11 protein-coding genes, 2 rRNA genes and 3 pseudogenes are annotated in these 18,737 nt (G+C 35.6%); 10 read left to right on the top strand and 6 right to left on the bottom strand.

What is annotated here, in order from left to right; translation table 11 throughout:
• Window positions 1–18 precede the first annotated feature (18 nt).
• On the bottom strand, window positions 19–1,977 hold the full coding sequence (locus AAHM86_RS04045) for a lytic transglycosylase domain-containing protein (protein WP_342267351.1): 1,959 nt from the start codon (window positions 1,975–1,977) through the stop codon (window positions 19–21).
• Between the two features lie 38 nt (window positions 1,978–2,015).
• Here AAHM86_RS04045 and fabD point away from each other — a divergent pair, with 38 nt between their 5' ends.
• The 3 genes from fabD (at window position 2,016) to AAHM86_RS04025 (ending at window position 6,168) form a co-directional block, all read left to right on the top strand.
• Entirely contained in the window at window positions 2,016–2,945 is a 930-nt protein-coding gene (fabD, locus tag AAHM86_RS04040; protein WP_342267350.1) for an ACP S-malonyltransferase, read from the top strand.
• 78 nt (window positions 2,946–3,023) lie between these two features.
• Window positions 3,024–4,853: a ribonucleoside-diphosphate reductase subunit alpha gene (locus AAHM86_RS04035; protein ID WP_342267349.1), complete on the top strand. Its 1,830-nt coding sequence runs from the start codon at window positions 3,024–3,026 to the stop codon at window positions 4,851–4,853.
• Between the two features lie 325 nt (window positions 4,854–5,178).
• The gene (locus tag AAHM86_RS04025) at window positions 5,179–6,168 is read left to right on the top strand and encodes a ribonucleotide-diphosphate reductase subunit beta (RefSeq protein WP_341751429.1); all 990 of its coding nucleotides are present in this window, start codon (window positions 5,179–5,181) and stop codon (window positions 6,166–6,168) included.
• A 215-nt stretch (window positions 6,169–6,383) separates the two neighbouring features.
• On the opposite strand, the gene AAHM86_RS04020 is transcribed toward AAHM86_RS04025, so the two are convergent.
• Complete coding sequence (locus AAHM86_RS04020; protein ID WP_342267348.1) at window positions 6,384–7,277, bottom strand: hypothetical protein; 894 nt, start codon at window positions 7,275–7,277, stop codon at window positions 6,384–6,386.
• 85 nt (window positions 7,278–7,362) lie between these two features.
• Here AAHM86_RS04020 and odhB point away from each other — a divergent pair, with 85 nt between their 5' ends.
• From odhB to rrf, 7 genes and pseudogenes are all read left to right on the top strand, one after another.
• Complete coding sequence (gene odhB / locus AAHM86_RS04015) at window positions 7,363–8,550, top strand: 2-oxoglutarate dehydrogenase complex dihydrolipoyllysine-residue succinyltransferase (protein ID WP_342267347.1); 1,188 nt, start codon at window positions 7,363–7,365, stop codon at window positions 8,548–8,550.
• Between the two features lie 21 nt (window positions 8,551–8,571).
• Entirely contained in the window at window positions 8,572–9,720 is a 1,149-nt protein-coding gene (locus AAHM86_RS04010) for a pentapeptide repeat-containing protein (protein WP_342267346.1), read from the top strand.
• The gene (locus tag AAHM86_RS07190; protein WP_410521539.1) at window positions 9,621–9,941 is read left to right on the top strand and encodes a pentapeptide repeat-containing protein; all 321 of its coding nucleotides are present in this window, start codon (window positions 9,621–9,623) and stop codon (window positions 9,939–9,941) included. The genes AAHM86_RS04010 and AAHM86_RS07190 overlap by 100 nt, the downstream gene beginning before the upstream one ends.
• A pseudogene (locus tag AAHM86_RS04005) lies at window positions 9,869–10,033 on the top strand (pentapeptide repeat-containing protein); the annotation flags it as partial. The gene AAHM86_RS07190 and the pseudogene AAHM86_RS04005, both read left to right, overlap by 73 nt.
• Window positions 10,034–10,042: 9 nt before the next feature.
• Window positions 10,043–13,006, top strand: coding sequence for a pentapeptide repeat-containing protein (locus tag AAHM86_RS04000; RefSeq protein ID WP_342268377.1), 2,964 nt, complete (start codon window positions 10,043–10,045; stop codon window positions 13,004–13,006).
• A 199-nt stretch (window positions 13,007–13,205) separates the two neighbouring features.
• A 23S ribosomal RNA gene (locus AAHM86_RS03995) occupies window positions 13,206–15,986 on the top strand.
• 154 nt (window positions 15,987–16,140) lie between these two features.
• Window positions 16,141–16,255 (top strand): 5S ribosomal RNA (gene rrf / locus AAHM86_RS03990).
• A gap of 95 nt (window positions 16,256–16,350) precedes the next feature.
• Here the strand turns inward: rrf and AAHM86_RS03985 are convergent.
• The 4 genes and pseudogenes from AAHM86_RS03985 to AAHM86_RS03970 all read right to left on the bottom strand — a co-directional run bounded on the left by AAHM86_RS03985 (window position 16,351) and on the right by AAHM86_RS03970 (window position 18,402).
• Window positions 16,351–16,647: an integrase core domain-containing protein gene (locus AAHM86_RS03985; protein ID WP_342267345.1), complete on the bottom strand. Its 297-nt coding sequence runs from the start codon at window positions 16,645–16,647 to the stop codon at window positions 16,351–16,353.
• Window positions 16,644–17,409 (bottom strand): annotated as a pseudogene (locus tag AAHM86_RS03980) (IS5 family transposase). The gene AAHM86_RS03985 and the pseudogene AAHM86_RS03980 overlap by 4 nt, the downstream one beginning before the upstream one ends.
• Window positions 17,410–17,454: 45 nt before the next feature.
• Window positions 17,455–17,691, bottom strand: a pseudogene (locus tag AAHM86_RS03975) (DDE-type integrase/transposase/recombinase); the annotation flags it as partial.
• 51 nt (window positions 17,692–17,742) lie between these two features.
• Complete coding sequence (locus AAHM86_RS03970; RefSeq protein WP_342267344.1) at window positions 17,743–18,402, bottom strand: transposase; 660 nt, start codon at window positions 18,400–18,402, stop codon at window positions 17,743–17,745.
• Window positions 18,403–18,737: the final 335 nt, after the last annotated feature.

Raw genomic sequence — 18,737 nt, 5'->3', positions numbered from 1 at the left:
ATTTAAACTAGGGTATAGCTATATTTCTCTCTTATTATCTTTAGTCTTTAAAAGATATTGTTCTAATTTTATATTATTATTTCTATTGATAATAGATCGATAAACTTGCAGATTTTCCAAAACACGTTGAGTATAGTTCCTAGTTTCTGCATATGGTATTAGTTCAATCCAATCAATTATTTGTCGTAAATTCTTAAAGTCACGAGGATCACCAAACAGATTAATCCATCTTGTGATTCTACAAGGACCAGCATTATAAGCTGCAATGGCTAAAAGATAATTACCATTATATAGTTGTAAGTATTCTTTAAAATGATTAGTACCTAGCATAATGTTATATTTAGGGTCAAGAGTTAGCTTTTTAATATGACATTTACAGCCAACAGATTTAGCCGTATCATAAGCAGCTTTATCCGTAAGTTGCATTAGTCCCTTAGCTTTAGCTGTACTAATTGCATGCTGATTAAAAACTGACTCCTGTCTTATAATACTGTATGTTAAAGCTGGTTCTAGGGGGGTATTTTTTACTGCCTTAGTATAAGGGGTAGGGAAAGCATAATCCTTAATAAAAGTATGATGTTGACAAGCAGTTTTTGCTACATCTACTGTATGATAAATATTACCCTTTGTGCTAATGATATCGGTAATTAATACAATCTTAGATGGGGTTGATGATTTTTCAATAGCTGTTTTAGCATATAACAGAGCTAAATCATGCTTACCATGTTTAATCAAATATTTTATGGCTCTAATAATTTCACTATTTTCATTATTATGCTTAGTGGAGGTAGGCTTTTGTGGTAAAATGAAGTGCCGTTTGTTAAGTTCGATATTAGCTAATTGTCCATAAAAACTATGGGAATACTTGCTGGCCATATGATAAAATTTATTCGCTTGCTCTTTATCCCCTTTGGCTTCATAAGTTCTAGCTAGCCAATATTGCCCCCTTGATACGCTTAATGGTTTAGCTGCAACTTTCATAAATTTGTTAAAATGACTTAAAGCAATATCAGGCTTATGCAAAAATCTAAGGGCAAGCCAACCACTAAGCCATTGTGCTTCTCTTACATCCTCAGGGTAGACAGTAAGAGGTATGCTAATTATTTTATAACTACTGGAAAAATCTTTTTGGTCAATAAATTCTCTAGCATAATAAGATTGTACACGAGCCCAATAGGCGGAATGTCTTTTATCTTGCTTTACTTTTTTAAATAGAGCAATACTTTGGCTGGTAGGAATCTCTGTTTTCTTGGAATCCAAATAGTTAAATAATAAAGATGGGGTATAATATTTTTCTGATACTTGTTGAAAAAGTTTTTCACTATCATTAGATTTATTTAAGATAGCAATTTGGGCAATAAAATTTTGTTTATAGCCATTACTGACATAATGCATATATTTTTTTGCACTACGCATATCCCCTGCCCATAAATATTCATCAATTTTTTTTACATGATCTTCTTCACATAATATATTTTTGAAATTACTCAAATAATTGCTTTCTTCTGCTTGCGTGAAAACCCCATAAATCCAACCATTTTTTATAATCTTCGCTAATTTTTGTGGATCTTTTATTAATTTTCTACTGGCTAAAGCATAAAATTTATAGCCTAAAGCAGTAATTGGTTCGTTTTCACTAAACCAGTTTACAATTAAAGCTTGGTCTGTGTTATAGTTTAAATATTGTTCTGCCATCTCTTTTAGTTTATCGACTTGCGGCCAGTGGGGATTGTTTTGTATAAATTTTATTACCTCTTCAAAGCTATTTTTCTTATAATTCGGGTCTAAGAATCTTTGAGACATAATAATTTTGATTAAGGTTTTATCTTTTGAAGACTTTGCCATCTTTTCACAATCTTGCCATGCTTTTTTGTCTAAATGTATAAAAGTTTCTTTGACATAGTCCGATGCCATTGACTCTGATATTAATAAATTTAGAATAATTAAAACTATTGACAGTATTGTTGAAATTCTCATAATCGACAGCGGATAAATTAAATTATTATGGTATTATTATGAATAGAGCATTTGTCTTTCCAGGTCAAGGGTCACAAATGGTTGGTATGGGGCAAGAATTCTACGATAACTTTCAGGTGGCAAAAGAGACATTTGAAATGGTAGATAATACTCTTGGAAGAAAATTAAGCCATATTGTCTTTAATGGATTAAGTGAAGATTTAACTTTGACTATTAATGCTCAACCAGCACTAATGGCAGTATCTATGGCAATATTGAATGTCATTAAGCAACAAACAAATAGAAATATTACTAACCTGTGTTCATATGTTGCAGGTCATTCTTTAGGAGAATATAGTGCATTATGTGCAGCGGAAAGTATAGATATACAAGTAACTACCCAATTGCTAGCAGTACGTAGTAAGTCCATGCAAGAAGCCTATCCGGTCGGTCAAGGCTCAATGGCGGCATGTATAGGCGTACCTCTAAAAAAGCTTGAAGAAATCATCAAAGAGGTTATAGACCTTGATATAGCTAACGATAATATAGATGGACAGGTGGTAATTAGTGGTAAAACTATAGCAGTGGAACGGGTAATATCTATCGTAAAAGATTTAGGCTATAAAGCTATTAAATTGAATGTCAGCAGTCCTTTTCATTGTAGTTTGATGAAGCCAGCAGAAGAGCAAATGGCAAAGGCTTTAGACAAAGTAGCAATTAACAAACCGTTTGTTCCGGTGATACAAAATGTTACAGCTAAACCAATAACTAACCCTATAGAGATAAAACAAAACTTAATCTCCCAGATTTGTGGTAGGGTGAGGTGGCGTCAAACTTTAAACGAATTGGAAAATCTGAAAATAGAACAAATAGTTGAAATAGGTGCAGGTAAGGTTCTAACTAATATGCTGAAAAAAACTGATCATAAATTTAATTTGATTAATGTTTCGAGTCTTGTAGAATTGGAAGAATTTTTAAAAATTATGTGATTATGGTATTAGTGTTAAGACAAAAATCTGCTATGATCCCAATTTAATTAAAACAATAAGATATAAGATAATATAATAATGGCAACGCAAGCAAATACTAAATTTCCTATAAAAATTGATAAGAAACGAGATGATTTACTGACTAATTTTGGCAAAGCAGTGCTAAAAGATAGATACTTACTAGCCGGAGAGGGGTTTCAAGATCTATTTGCTAGAGTAGCTAGCTATTATGCTGATAATGCAAAATCAGCTCAGCAATTATATGAGTACATAAGCAAGTTGTGGTTTATGCCAGCTACACCGGTTCTTAGTAACGGTGGAACTGACAGAGGGATGCCTATTTCCTGTTTTTTGAATGAAACAGATGATAGTTTAGAAGGTATTGTAGATCTTTGGACTGAGAATGTTTGGTTAGCCTCACGCGGTGGTGGTATAGGAAGCTATTGGGGCAATGTTCGTTCTATTAATGAAGCAATTAAAGGCAAAGGTACTTCTTCTGGCATTATTCCATTTGTCAAGGTTGTCGATTCTATGACTTTAGCTATTTCTCAAGGGTCAATTAGACGTGGTAGTGCTGCTATATATTTACCAATTGATCACCCTGAAATTGAGGAATTCATAGACTTAAGACGCCATACTGGTGGTGATACTAATCGTAAAGCTTTAAACATGCATCACGGCATAGCTGTAACAGATGCATTTATGCAAGCAGTTGAGAGTGATGGAAATTTTCCATTAATCAGCCCTGCTACTAAAAAAGTTGTACGTGAAGTTAAGGCTAGAGATTTGTGGGTTAAGTTACTAACTACTAGAATAGAAACTGGAGAACCCTATATTTTATTTATTGATACTGTCAATAAATATATTCCGCAGCATCATAAAAAACTTGGGCTACAAGTAAAAACTTCTAATCTTTGTAGCGAGATTACCCTGCCAACTGGCATTGATCATTTGGGTAAGGTTAGAACTGCTGTGTGTTGTTTGTCTTCTGTAAATTTAGAATATTTTGATGATTGGCAAAATGACCCCGAGTTTATTCCTACCATAATGCGTTTTTTAGATAATGTACTTGAAGATTTTATTACTAAAGCACCTAGTACCATGGAGCGAGCTAAATATTCAGCAATGCGTGAACGTAGCGTAGGTTTAGGTGTTATGGGTTTTCACTCATTCCTACAATCAAAGGATGTACCAATAGAGTCGGTAATGGCAAAGGTTTGGAATAATCAAATATTTGAACATATTCATAAAGAAGTTGATAAAGCTTCAGTAGTTCTATCTGATGAACGTGGTGCTTGCCTCGATGCAGTTGAAGTAGGTATTAACGAACGGTTTAGTAATAAAACAGCTATTGCTCCTACGGCATCAATCTCTATTATTGCTGGCAATAGTTCACCTGGAATTGAACCATTTGCTGCTAATAGTTTTGTCCAAAAGACTCTTACTGGATCTTTTAATGTACGTAACAAATATTTAGAAAAGCTGTTAAGCACCAAAGGTTTTAATAATGAGCAGGTTTGGTCATCAATTGCAACTCATGAAGGCTCAGTTCAACATCTAACCTTTTTATCCAGCCATGAAAAAGATGTTTTCAGAACTGCTTATGAGATTGATCAAAATTGGCTTATTGATCTAGCAGCAGATAGGACACCACATATTTCACAATCTCAATCTCTAAATGTTTTCTTAGCAGGCAATGTAAGTAAGATGTATTTAAATAATATCCATTTTAGAGCTTGGAAAAAAGGGGTTAAGAGTTTATATTATTGTAGATCAACCTCAATTCAAAGAGCTGATAAAGTATCACACGATGTCAAGAAAGCGGATTTTCAAGATATTGAAAGAGATAATAAGAAAAAACAAGAAAAAGAAGTTGTGTCTTATGATGAATGTTTATCCTGTCAGTAATAGACTTCCTGCATAATTCTACTTTTGCTGGTAATTTGTGCGTCGATCCGGTACTCGAATCCTCACGTACATTTGAGTATGCTGCGGTTCTGCGTTCCGTGTCTCCTACAAATTCCTCAGCAAAAGCGAATTATGCAGGAAGTCTAATGAATATACGCGAATTCGGGATAAGAATTTATCAATTCTTATCCAATCGTCATTGCGAGCGAACGCATGTGAGCGTGGCAATCCATGAAGCTTGTCATATAGATTGCTTCGTCAACCTACAGTCTCCTCGCAATGACGTTTTATAGTAGTATACTTAAAATTAAAAAGGAAATATAATATGTCTTTACTTAATGCCAGTCCAATCTACAAACCATTTTCTTATCCATGGGCTTATGAAGCGTGGCATATTCAACAACGAATTCATTGGTTACCAGAGGAAGTGCCGCTGGCTGATGATCTAAAAGACTGGAAATATAATTTAAGTCCAGGAGAAAAACATTTATTAACTCAAATATTTCGTTTCTTTACTCAAGCTGATATTGAAGTAAATAATTGTTATATGAAACATTACTCTAGGGTATTTAAGCCAACTGAAGTACTGATGATGTTATCAGCGTTTTCTAATATGGAAACAATTCATATTGCTGCTTATTCTCATCTGCTTGATACCGTAGGTATGCCAGAAACTGAATATTCAGCATTTCTCAAATATAGAGAAATGAAAGATAAATATGACTATATGCAGCGTTTCGGTGTAGAAACTAAAGAAGATATTGCTACTACTTTAGCAGTATTTGGTGCATTTACTGAAGGATTACAGCTATTTGCTTCATTTGTTATTTTACTTAATTTTCCTCGTTTTAATAAAATGAAAGGTATGGGGCAAATTATTAGTTGGTCAGTAAGGGATGAGACGTTACATACTGATTCTATCATTATGTTATTTAAAACTTTTATTAGAGAAAACCCTGAAGTATGGACTGAAGAGCTTCGTAGCCGTCTTTATGAAGCGTGTGCTACTATTGTGCATTTTGAAGATGCCTTTATTGAACTAGCATTTGAAGTTGGTGGCATTGAAGGTCTGACAGCTAGAGAGGTAAGACAATATATTCGTTATATTGCCGATCGCAGATTAATGCAGCTTGGACTTAAAGAGATTTATTTAATTGATACTAATCCGTTGCCTTGGCTTGATGAAATCTTAAACGGTGCTGAACATACTAATTTCTTTGAAGGAAGGGTGACAGAATATACCAAAGCTGCAACTACTGGATCGTGGGAAGATGTATTTGCTGAGATGGATGGTAGGAGGAGTGGTACTACTTAACCTGAATTCGATGTAACAAGTTACATCGAATTCAGTATTATATATAGAAACAATCATGTTTGAAGCGGCTGCCCACCTGATTATTAAAATCACATATTGAATGATGAAAAAAGTTAAAACGCATCCGCGTCAGTCGCTTCAAGAGTGCATTTTTCCTTATAACAAAGCAAGTATCGATATAAGAATTATTAATTCTTATATCGAATTCGCGTGACTTAATGTGTTCTTGCTGGATTATTAGGTTTTCTACTAATGCGTGATACGTGGTCTACCATATTTGGGGGTTTTGGTGTTGGGACTTTAGCTTTAGGTAAAATCTTTTCCTCCTTAGGTGGTTTGTTAATTGTTGTGTCAAAATCGCTAAATAAACTTGTCTGAGTTTGAGGATTTATTTTATTTTTAGCAAGATCACCAGTAATAACGTTTTTTATATAAGACAGGATAAATCGACCGCAATTTATATTATCAGCTATTTTCTGATGACCTAGATATGATGATTTAAAGGTAACTCTATCTTTTCCAAATGTTTCTTCTAGTGAGTCTCTAATTGGCTTTAGTGGGTAGAAACGGCTAAGCCATCCTTTGGAATCCTGATGATGAGATGTTATATTGCCAGCATTATCTTTATTAAGTTCTAAGTATGTGAAGTGTTTCCTTGTCAGAAGTCCAAAAAAATATTTGTTAGACTGACAAATAGGAATTATTGCTTTCTTCCAGTTATGATCTTGGTTTAATACTCCAAGTGTATCCTTTAATGGGGCTGCAGTTGTTGTAAGCGTACTACCTTTTTGAGCATCATGAGATGGAGCAGTGATATAATTATTGTCATTTTTAAGATAATAATTGATTTTATTCTCAGGATTACCCAGATTTTCATACGTCTCTGCTGATAGTGTATATCCTTGCTTTCTAGATAAATCTTTCAAGACATTATATACCTGAGTAGGCTTATATGCCATATATGGCTCAATTTCTTTCCGATCTTTCATTTCATTCCCTATAATATCCTTAATATATATTAGTGGTAAATAAAATAATAGTATACTAAAATGACTGCAAAAAATAGATGTTTTATAGATAGATGTTTTATAGATAGATGTTTTTAACATCATTTGAGTGCTAAAACAATTTTTGTTATTAGTGCAAGATATAAATAATAGTATAATAGAATATAATTGGGAGAATAAAATAATTATGAGTATTGAAATTATAGTTCCATCTCTTGGAGAGTCTGTATCAGAAGCGGCTATTGCTAAGTGGCATAAAAAACAAGGAGATGCAGTAAAAGTGGATGAGCTACTTTTAGAACTTGAGACAGAGAAAGTTACGTTAGCAGTAAATGCACTTTCCTCTGGTGTAATAAGCAAAATACTTAAGAATGAGGGTGATACAGTATATGTGGGTGAGAGCGTAGGACAAATTACCGAAGGAGAAGCTTCTAGTGTAGCTTCACTTAGTACACTAGACAAAGAGATAAAACAGCAACCTGCAAGTACCAACAAGGTTGATGTTCCGCCCTCGGTGCAAAGATTAGTGAGCGAAAATAAACTGCAATTAGCTGACATAAAAGGTACTGGTCGAGAAGGCAGAGTGACCAAGGGAGATGTACTAGAGTTCATAAATACCCCGCCTGCAAAAGAAACAGAATTACCTGTTATAGCCAATATTGTACGTACAAATGAAGGGATGGTTGAGCGTGTTAAAATGTCACGTCTTCGTAAAACTATAGCGGATCGTTTAAAACAATCACAAAATACTGCAGCTATTCTAACTACTTTTAATGAAATTGATATGTTGAAAGTTATTAATTTGCGTATGCAGTATCGTGAAGAGTTTGAGAAGAAGCATGGCGTGAAGCTAGGATTTATGTCATTTTTTGTAAAAGCTACTATTGAAGCTCTTAAAGCAGTTCCATCGGTAAACGCCGAGATAGAAGGGGATGAGATTCTGTATAAGAATTATTATGATATTGGTGTTGCAGTAGGAACAGAGCAGGGTCTAGTAGTGCCAATAGTTAGGCAGGCTGACAAATTGAGTTTTGCTAAGGTTGAGAAAGAAATTGCTGGTTTGGGTAAAAAGGCTAGAGAAGGAAAATTATCTATGTCTGATTTATCAGGTGGAACATTTACCATTTCAAATGGCGGTGTTTATGGATCACTATTATCAACTCCGATTATTAATCCTCCTCAATCAGGTATTTTAGGTCTTCACAAGACTGAAGAAAGACCAGTAGTGGTTAATGGTAAGATAGAAATACGTCCCATGATGTACGTTGCTTTATCTTATGATCATCGTATTATTGATGGCAAAGAAGCAGTTACTTTTCTTGTAAAAATAAAGGAATTGATTGAGAATCCTGAGAAATTGTTATTAAATCTTTAATACAAAGAAGGAGTATAAGTTATGGTGAAAAATAAACCTGTTTTCTATGATCTCGCTGTTAAGATTGAAAAATTTCGTCCTACTAGCAAGGATATAAAGGATTATATTACAGCTCAGCATGCAACTTTAGCAAGTGACCCTAAGGAAAGTTTAAGCCTTAACCAATATTTAAAGGAAAAATATTTTTCAGATGATAATGTAGTAGTAGTTGCAGATTTATCCGATAGGACTTTTAGTAGATCTGGTAATGTAACAGACCTAAGCGGAGGAGATTTTACTGGTTGTATACTTAAAAATACTACTTTTACAGGATGTAATTTAGCTGATGCGGTGTTTTGTGATGTTGATTTTGACAATGCTTATTTCGAAGATACTATTCTAAAAAACATAGATTTTAGAGGGGCTGACCTTGCTAATTGTAGGTTTTCTGATGGCTATAAAGGATACTCTCAAATAGGGAAAGAACGTGATATTGAGGGGATAAAATTCAGTACCACTTCTTCTTTAGGCAGAAAATATGCTGACATAAAAAGTGACTTAGTTCGCAAAAAAGAGCAGCAAGATCTTATAAGTAGTAAACAAAAAGAATTAGAGGAGGCGGAGAAGAAGTTAAGCTTGAAAGCTCAGGCTTGGCGTATTGGAGGTTATAAAACCGGGAATTCAGAATATGATAGGCTGCAAGAAGAGCTGAAGCTAATGGTTGAGCAAAAAATATTTCCTAGAGAAGATAATTCAATGTATGAAACTTTTCAAAACATTTTTGGCAGTAGCAGTTGTACTTTTGATCCAGCTTATGTACGAGGATCAACTAAAGAACAGCGAAATCAAGAAACGCAATATGTACCCTTAGCTCGGAAAGATATAGAGCAATATTTGCAGGCAAGAAAGAGTAATGAGAATTTAAGCTTAAATGATTTTGCTAAATCTAAATTAGAGAAATCACAGATAAGATCAGGAGCAAGAATTATTGCAGATTGTTCTAGTAGAGTTGATACTTCTACTAATAATGAATGGTATGATAGAGTTGATTTATCTAATTTAGATTTCTCTGGAGCAGATTTAGGGGTGCTGTGTTCGTGGGGTTCGTTTTATCCGGATGTAGATTTAATGGTACTAATATTAGTGAAGCGAATTTCGAGAGTGCAGAACTTGATGGAGCTAATTTTTTAGGGTCTAAAGCAGATAACGCGAATTTTTTTAATAGTAATTTAAGTCAGGCAGTCGTTGATAATAGTCAGTTTACACATGCTTTTATGGCTCGCTCTAATGGTCAAGAGGTTGTGATAAATAACTCCAACTTTGATTATGCGAATATAAAAAAAGTAAATGGGATCACGCAAAATTTACTGATTCAACATTTAATCGGGCAGATTTGCAAGGTATTTCTTTAATCTCAGCAGATTTACGAAGAGTACAAATGCAGCATGCAATATTAGATAAAGCTATTTTAACAGAGTGTCAAATTATAGAGAGTAATTTATCTAATGCTTTGATGGAAAAGACCAAAGCACATAAAGCAAAATTTAAAGATACTATATTGCAAAACATAGAAGCAAAAGGATTAGATTTGTCGGATGTTGAGTTAAGTGGTTTGACTAAGTTGGATGGAGCGAATTTAGAAGCAGCTATTCTAAGAAGGATTAATGCTGAAGGAGTGAATTTTATTAATGCCAATCTAAATATGGTGGAAGCACAAAAGGCGAATTTCAGAAATGCAATTTTAGAAGGAGTAGAGGTCAAATTTGCTAACTTAACAGAGGCGATTTTAGAAGGAGCGAAGGCTAAAGGAATCAATGCAAGTTATAGTATACTAAAAAAAGTTCATGCACAAAAGGCTGATTTCTCGAATAGTATAATGAGGAGTATTGACGCTCAGGAAGGTGATTTTACCGAAGTAATATTCATGAATGGTGATCTTACAAAATCAAAATTGCAGCAAGCGATATTGGAAAAAGTACAAGCAGAAAAGGTTAAGTTAGAAGGAGTTAATTTACGTGCGGCAAAGTTAGCTGAGGCTGATTTGTCTAAAGCTACGGTCGATATTAATACTGATATTGTGGACGTAAATTTGATTAGTTTACAAGGCATATTCATTCAGAATGGTCAAGAAATTATTCCGCAAAAGCTTCAAGAAGAGCAAAAACAATTGGAGCAAGTAAAAAAAGTGGAGCAATTAGAATTAACATTAGAGAATTTACCTCACATCGCTGTAGGTTTATTAAAAGAGACAGGGACATTTCTTCTTGATATTGCTACTATAGTACCTTCAGCTATTAGGAATCCGCTGGATACAAAGAAGCTATTATATGATGAGCTATATGCTGATTTCCTGAAATTTCAAGAAGTGAGTGGAAAATTATTAAGTGATAAGTTGCTAATTGAAGAAAGGCAAAAATTACAAAAAGAACAAGTAGAGCATGTATCTAATCTAATCAAGGGAGCTGGTGCAGTGGCTGATATATATATTCCTGCTCTGAATGAAGCACGATCTGATCTTTCAATAGATCAGATCGCTCAGCGTGTTTTGTTGCCAGTTTTAGGAGCTGTGTTAAATCCCGCTCCAATGATTTCACCTACAGAAGCTAGTAGAGTTAATCCTGATATATTTGATGGAGTAGATAAAAATTTTATTAGAAGGATAGTGCCGTTGGTGCTAAAATTAGGAGGTGGCGTATTAGAAGGAGAATCAAATAAAAAAGTACAAGAAATTTATAAAAATCTAATAATTTCTAACGAGAATTCAGGGCGTGATATCATTAAAAATGCTTTGGAAATCTTTACCAGCCCTAAAGTAGCAGAAGTAGTCAAGAAAGATTTAGTTGAGTTTTTACGTGATTCAGCTAATCAAAAAGAAATTACCAAAATTGCTGAGAATGTTCTAGACGATAAATTTACTAGATTTGTGTCAAAAGAATTTTTTAGGGATACTGTATCACTAGCAACTAATGCAAGTAGCACGATATTAGAGCATACTCCTGAAATGGTTATGATCTATGAGTTCTATATGAAACATCAAGATTTGGGCTTGGAATTATTGACTAATAAAAATTTATCTCCAACTCGAAAAGAAGAAATAATAGGAACGCAAAAAGCCATGATATTGTCTATTTTAGATAATACTAGTAAGGTTGTTCAAGATCTAGCTCCTGCCTTAAAATCGACTCTACCACAATATTTTGCTGATAATAAAAAGAATATTTTAGAATTTTTGGATAAAACAGAAGTGCAGCAAAATATAAGATTTATTGGTCTGAATCCTAAATTTGTACGTGATGCAACAGCAGCAACTATTCCATTTATTGTTGATGTTTTACCGATAATAGCAGAACTTACTGAAAGTTGTTTAGCAGACAAAGAGGGGTTAGAGCGAATCATTGAGCAAACTAAAGAGGTTATGAACGTACCTGAATCCAAACAAGCAGAAAAAGTTGGTAAATTAGTAAACTCTCTTATTAAGTTTAATAAGGATAATCCTAAGGTTAAAGAAGTTTTACAAGAAAAAATACCGGAGCTTTTAATAAAACATGCTAAAGACCTTGGTCCTGTGGTTGAGAAATTTTTAAATGAAACTGAGATGGGTAAAAAACTAAAACTAAAAGGTGAAGCAATTGTTAAAGCACTAGGGGATCATGCTAAGGAAGTAGGAACAATAACGGCTTCATATAAGAAGGGAGAATATAGTGCAATGGTTCGTCCATTGATTAATTTGTTATCTGATACAAAAGTTCTAAGTTTAGCTGTAGAAGCTACTGTTAACCTTTGGAAGTATAATTTTCAAAAACATTTTGTGTCTAATTCAACACGTGAAAAAGTAATTGGTGAAAAAATGAACCAAATTATTGAAGATGTTTTGCCCAATCCTCTTGTGATAGCTAAGTCAGACAAGAAAATAGATTTATCTTCTATCTTTCAGGAGCAGGCTGAGAAATATAGTCGAAATAATTCATCTGAGTATTCACCGATACTTGATTATTCCTTAAATAATAAAGATTTGAGAGGATTATCTTTTGAAAAAGTAGATATGAAATTAGATGATTTTGAAATTAAAGGATTTAATTTTAATGAAGTGACATTAGGAAAATGTTCTATGAAAAATGTTGAATTGAAAGAATGCTCTTTTAAGAGAGTTACTTTTAAAGAACATATAGACTTTGAAGGAGCTACCATTGATGGTAATACTTTAACTACACTTCTTCCGGAAATTAAAAAATATAATAAAAAACATCCGGAAAAAACAATGAATTTAGATAATATAAGAGTTGTTGGGAATATAAGCGAAGAAGTTAAATCAAATCCTTTGCTAAAAAATGTAGATTTGAATAAAGCTACTGTAAAAAAAATAGAAGTTATTCCACCAGTACCTAAAGCAAGTCAAACAATATCATCAAATGAACATAGAGAAAGATATGATAGAAATGCTAACAAAGAAAGACAAACAAATCTGTTAATCAGATAAAATAATGTTTGACATTGTTCTGAATAGTCGGTATAAAACTTCACACAGGGCAAAAATCCTGTAGCTGTTTGAAAAGTTGATAAAACTGAAAACTAAATACACACTGCGATAATAAAAATTTATGATCGTGAGTGGATACTGTATAAGTAGCAGAATTAGTTCTGTACACATCGTACAATCTCAAGCTTTAAAAGAATCAAAGTAAATAAAATAAGAGCATTTGGTGGATGCCTTGGCACTAGAAGGCGATGAAGGACGTAATACGCTGCGATAAGCTTCGGGGAGCTGCGAATAAGCTTTGATCCGAAGATTTCCGAATGGGGAAACCCACCTGCTTAGCAGGTATCGTATAGTGAATACATAGCTATGCGAAGCAAACCCAGTGAACTGAAATATCTCAATAGCTGGAGGAAAGGACATCAACCGAGACTCCGTTAGTAGTGACGAGCGAATGCGGACCAGGCCAGTGGCTTCAGAATAAAAACTAGAACAACATGGAAAGGTTGGCCATAGAGGGTGATAGCCCCTTATAGGTAAAAAGTTTTGGAGTCCTTGAGTAAGGCGGGACACGTGAAATCCTGTTTGAACATAGGGGGACCACCCTCTAAGCCTAAGTACTCTCTAGTGACCGATAGTGAACAAGTACCGTGAGGGAAAGGTGAAAAGAACCCCGATAAGGGGAGTGAAATAGACCTGAAACCGAATGCTTACAAGCAGTCGGAGCAGACATTGAGTTTTAAAGCTCGTTTATATGTTCTGTGACGGCGTACCTTTTGTATAATGGGTCAGCGACTTAGTTTATCTAGCAAGCTTAAGCCGTTAGGTGTAGGCGTAGCGAAAGCGAGTCTGAATAGGGCGACTTTAGTTAGATGAATTAGACCCGAAACCGAGTGATCTAGCCATGGCCAGGTTGAAGGTGGAGTAATATCCGCTGAAGGACCGAACCCACTACTGTTGAAAAAGTAGGGGATGAGTTGTGGCTAGGGGTGAAAGGCCAATCAAACTCGGATATAGCTGGTTCTCCGCGAAATCTATTTAGGTAGAGCGTTATAGCGATTACCGTCGAAGGTAGAGCACTGGATGAGCTAGGGGGTTCTACAGACTTACCAAACTCAACCAAACTCCGAATGTCGACGAGTACAGCATAGCAGACAGACTGTGGGTGCTAAGGTCCATAGTCGAGAGGGAAAAAGCCCAGACCGCCATCTAAGGTCCCTAAATCATGACTAAGTGTTAAAGGATGTGGGAAAACCAAAACAACTAGGATGTTGGCTTAGAAGCAGCCATCATTTAAAGAAAGCGTAATAGCTCACTAGTCTAAATAAGTTTTCCTGCGCCAACAATGTAACGGGGCTCAAGTCATGTACCGAAGATGCGGATTTGTACTTTAATAGTGCAAATGGTAGCGGAGCGTTCCGTAGACCTGTGAAGGTGAACTGTGAAGTTTGCTGGAGGTATCGGAAGTGAGAATGCTGACATAAGTAGCGATAAAGAATGTGAGAAACATTCTCGCCGAAAGTCCAAGGGTTTCTGCGTAAAGTTAATCTGCGCAGGCTTAGTCGGTCCCTAAGGTGAGGCTGAAAGGCGTAATCGATGGGAATCAGGTTAATATTCCTGAACCGAAAGGGTGTGACGAAGATAGTAAATTGTATATGCTTATTGGATTGTTATATGCAGTGAATATCTTCCAGGAAATAACACCCTTATTAAAGACCGTACCCTAAACCGACACAGGTGGACAGGTAGAGTATACCTAGGCGCTTGAGAGAACGATGCTGAAGGAACTAGGCAAATTGCATCTGTAACTTCGGGAGAAGGATGACCTATAAATGGGCAACCATCTATAGGTGGCACAAACCAGGGGGTAGCGACTGTTTATTAAAAACACAGGGCTCTGCAAAGTCAATAGACGAAGTATAGGGTCTGACGCCTGCCCAGTGCTGGAAGATTAAGAGGAGGGGTGCAAGCTCTGAATTGAAGTCCCAGTGAACGGCGGCCGTAACTATGACGGTCCTAAGGTAGCGAAATTCCTTGTCGGGTAAGTTCCGACCCGCACGAATGGCGTAACGATTTCCCCGCTGTCTCCAGTATCGACTCAGCGAAATTGAATTCTCCGTGAAGATGCGGAGTTCCCGCGGTTAGACGGAAAGACCCCGTGAACCTTTACTATAGCTTTGCACTGGTATTAGGAATTAGATGTGCAGGATAGGTGGGAGACTATGAAGCGGTGGCACAAGCCACTGTGGAGTCACCCTTGAGATACCACCCTTTTGATTCTTGATATCTAACCGCGATCCTTGAATCAGGATCCGAGACAATGCATGGTGGGTAGTTTGACTGGGGCGGTCGCCTCCCAAAGAGTAACGGAGGCGCGCGATGGTTAGCTCAGGTTGGTCGGAAATCAACTGTTAGAGTGCAATGGCATAAGCTAGCCTGACTGCGAGTCTGACAAGACGAGCAGAGACGAAAGTCGGTCATAGTGATCCGGTGGTCCCGAGTGGAAGGGCCATCGCTCAACGAATAAAAGGTACTCCGGGGATAACAGGCTGATGATTTCCAAGCGTCCATAGCGACGAAATCGTTTGGCACCTCGATGTCGGCTCATCACATCCTGGGGCTGGAGAAGGTCCCAAGGGTTCGGCTGTTCGCCGATTAAAGTGGTACGTGAGCTGGGTTTAGAACGTCGTGAGACAGTTTGGTCCCTATCTGCCGTGGGTGTAGGATAGTTTGAGAGGATCTGCCTTTAGTACGAGAGGACCGAGGTGGACGTACCTCTGGTGGACCAGTTGTCGCGCCAGCGGCATAGCTGGGTAGCTAAGTACGGAAGGGATAACCGCTGAATGCATCTAAGCGGGAAACCCACCTCAAAACTAGACTTCCCTATCAGAGCCGTGGAAGACCACCACGTTGATAGGCTAGGTGTGGAAGCACGGTAACGTGTGTAGCTAACTAGTACTAATAGCTCGATTGTTTTACTTTGCTGAGGTTGTACTTGTGTACAGCATTAATTCTGCAAGAAACATAAAAAGGTTTTCAGTTTTATCAACAACTCAAATTTTAGACCTCTTTTGAAATTATGGTTCTATGAATAAATGTCTAAAGAAGTCTATATATAAAAAAATTTGTATTGCTAGCTTGGTGGTTATAGCACGAGTGAAACACCTGATCCCATACCGAACTCGAACGTGAAACCTCGTAGTGCTGATGGTACTATGCCCTGAGGCATGGGAGAGTAAGTCGCTGCCAAGCTTGCAATGCAAGTTTTTTGTGAAAGTCATGTACGATACTGGACTGAAAAATCAAGACAAAAAAAATAATAATTTTGTTTCCCATTTTTGCATTTTTCAAGCTGCAATTTGTTCATAATTTTGTATAGAATTTAGATAGGCATTCATAGGCTTTTTGTAACCAATACTTGAATGGAATCTTCTATAATTATAGTGATTGATGTAATCATCAATACCACTCTTTAGCTCTTTAACATCTTTAAAATCATTAATAAATATACAATTATATTTTAAAGTTCGGAAAAATCTCTCCATAATTATATTATCAATACTTCTTCCTTTACTATTCATCGAAACTTTAATGTTATGCTCTTGTAAAATTTCAATGTGTTCATGACTAGGGTATATCGTCACGAGATTTTAGCCCACATTAGTAATCCCCTTAGACAAAGGCCTGCCATGTATGATTTTGTATTTTTAGCATATCTTGTTGCTATACCACGCCATTCTTTAAATTTTTGAAATGTATTTTCAATAATGTGCCTTAACTTATATAAATCCTTATCTATCTCTCTTTGAATCTTTCTGTTTCTTTTTGATGGTATTACAGGAATTATATTTGCTTGCTCAGCAAATTCTACGATGCTATTTGTGTCATAAGCTTTATCTGCTATAAGGTACTCTGCCTCTATATTTTGGGTTAATTCACAAGCTTGAGTACAATCGTTTCTGGAACCTTCTGTAACAATAATTCTGACCGGCATACCATGCGTGCATCCACGGCCATATGTATCTTTGTATTGAGCCCCCTTTTGTACGGCTAATCGTTTGATTCCCGCCTTTTGCCCCAAGTCCTGCTTTATGAACTTTTACAAATGTTGAATCTATCATTAACCATTCGAAATCAGGAGCATTTATAAAAATATTTAGTACATGCTCCCATACTCCATTATCGCGCCATCTACAGAATCTTCTGTGTACATTCTTCCAATTCCCATAATCAGGTGGCAAATCTCTCCAAGGAGCTCCTGTCCTAAATATCCACATTACTGCATTTACAAAGGTTCTATTATCTTTTGCAACCCCTCCCCAACAACCTTCCCTGCCAGGCAAATGCCTTTGTATCTTATTCCAAAGTTCATCATTTATATCATGTCTTCTATGTGCTAGCCCCATAACTCTTATCCCTATTACTATAATTAGTATAACCAACTTCACAAATTATTCAACTATAATCTCGTGACGATATGCCCTAGTATATTGACTGCCCTGATCACTATTAAATATCTGCGGTGCAGGATATTTGTTAAGTGCATCCCGCAATACTTCAGTTACCAAACTTACGTCCATACTATTTGACAATTTATAACTCAACACAGCTCTACTATGCCAATCTATAATTGCCGCCATGTACATAAATCCCGAATTAGTTCGAACATAAGTGATATCTCCGCTCCAAACCTCGTTAGCGTTAGGTACATGTACAGTCTTAGTTGTACCTAGATTAGTCTAATATTTATCAAGCAAATAACTATAAATTTTATGCTGTTTATCTTTTTCAGACGTTAACTTTTTCCTCTTTGGATAAATAGCCTCTATGCCAATCATGTTCATATATTTTAGAACCCGATCCTTACCAATAACCACGCCGTCTTCTAATAATTGTCTATGGATATAACGATAACCAAATTCAGGATTATCAGTATATATTTCATCTATTTTATTTAAAATATTTAAGTTATACCCACTAAATGGTTTTGCTTTATAGTACATTGAAGAACGATTAATCTTTAATAATTCATATTGCCTTGTCTTTGGTAACATTGCTAGCTTGGAATCGACAAGTTCTTTTCTATTTGATAAGTCCAAGCTTTGTAGCTTTCCCACAGCCCAATCTCTCTCTACTATTGTTTTTTCAAGAGTTTTCGCTAATTCATCATTTTGTTCTTTCAGCATATTAATTTGTTCCTGATATTTACTTACCAGTTTTGCTGGTTCAAAAGCCAATGCTGCATTTGATATAAATTGTTTTTTCCAATTACTAATTGTCTTGGAGTTTATCTCATATTTTGATGCTATCACTGATAATGGACTCTCTTCTTTCAGCACTTCTAATACTATCCTAGTTTTTTCTTCAGCACTAAAAAATCTTACTTTTTCTTTTGTCATTTTTTCTCCTAATTTTTTCTTATTATTTTATCTTAATTAGGAAACTTTTAACTCTATTTTTTTGTCCATTTTCTTCAGTCCATTATATAGTAAGCTTTTGTTTGTTATGGGACTTCAATTATTATATTCATGGTCGTGTTATTAATGGAATTATACTTGTATCTATATTGTTATCAACATATTGTAGTACAAGTATATTTGTACTACTCAAGTCAACATGTTCTTTGAATACAAGAAATTTTGCTGGTTTAATGATGGGTGCGGTTGTAGATGGCATTGTGATGTCAGGATTTTTTGTAAATATATTCTCTACAAGTAGAGTTTTGTCGATGTTT

Source organism: Candidatus Tisiphia endosymbiont of Empis tessellata (genome assembly GCF_964031035.1).
Lineage (GTDB): Bacteria > Pseudomonadota > Alphaproteobacteria > Rickettsiales > Rickettsiaceae > Tisiphia.
The sequence above is the reverse complement of the archived record's forward strand: the minus strand, read 5'-3'. Positions and strand labels throughout refer to the sequence as shown.

What these genes read in the sequence shown, in the direction of transcription:
- AAHM86_RS04035 (WP_342267349.1), top strand. Translation starts at nt 3,024, where the DNA reads ATGGCAACGCAAGCAAATACTAAATTTCCTATAAAAATTGATAAGAAA.
- AAHM86_RS04045 (WP_342267351.1), bottom strand. Translation starts at nt 1,977, where the DNA reads ATGAGAATTTCAACAATACTGTCAATAGTTTTAATTATTCTAAATTTA.
- fabD (WP_342267350.1), top strand. Translation starts at nt 2,016, where the DNA reads ATGAATAGAGCATTTGTCTTTCCAGGTCAAGGGTCACAAATGGTTGGT.
- odhB (WP_342267347.1), top strand. Translation starts at nt 7,363, where the DNA reads ATGAGTATTGAAATTATAGTTCCATCTCTTGGAGAGTCTGTATCAGAA.
- AAHM86_RS03970 (WP_342267344.1), bottom strand. Translation starts at nt 18,402, where the DNA reads ATGACAAAAGAAAAAGTAAGATTTTTTAGTGCTGAAGAAAAAACTAGG.
- AAHM86_RS04010 (WP_342267346.1), top strand. Translation starts at nt 8,572, where the DNA reads ATGGTGAAAAATAAACCTGTTTTCTATGATCTCGCTGTTAAGATTGAA.
- AAHM86_RS04000 (WP_342268377.1), top strand. Translation starts at nt 10,043, where the DNA reads ATGGAAAAGACCAAAGCACATAAAGCAAAATTTAAAGATACTATATTG.
- AAHM86_RS04020 (WP_342267348.1), bottom strand. Translation starts at nt 7,277, where the DNA reads ATGTTAAAAACATCTATCTATAAAACATCTATCTATAAAACATCTATT.
- AAHM86_RS04025 (WP_341751429.1), top strand. Translation starts at nt 5,179, where the DNA reads ATGTCTTTACTTAATGCCAGTCCAATCTACAAACCATTTTCTTATCCA.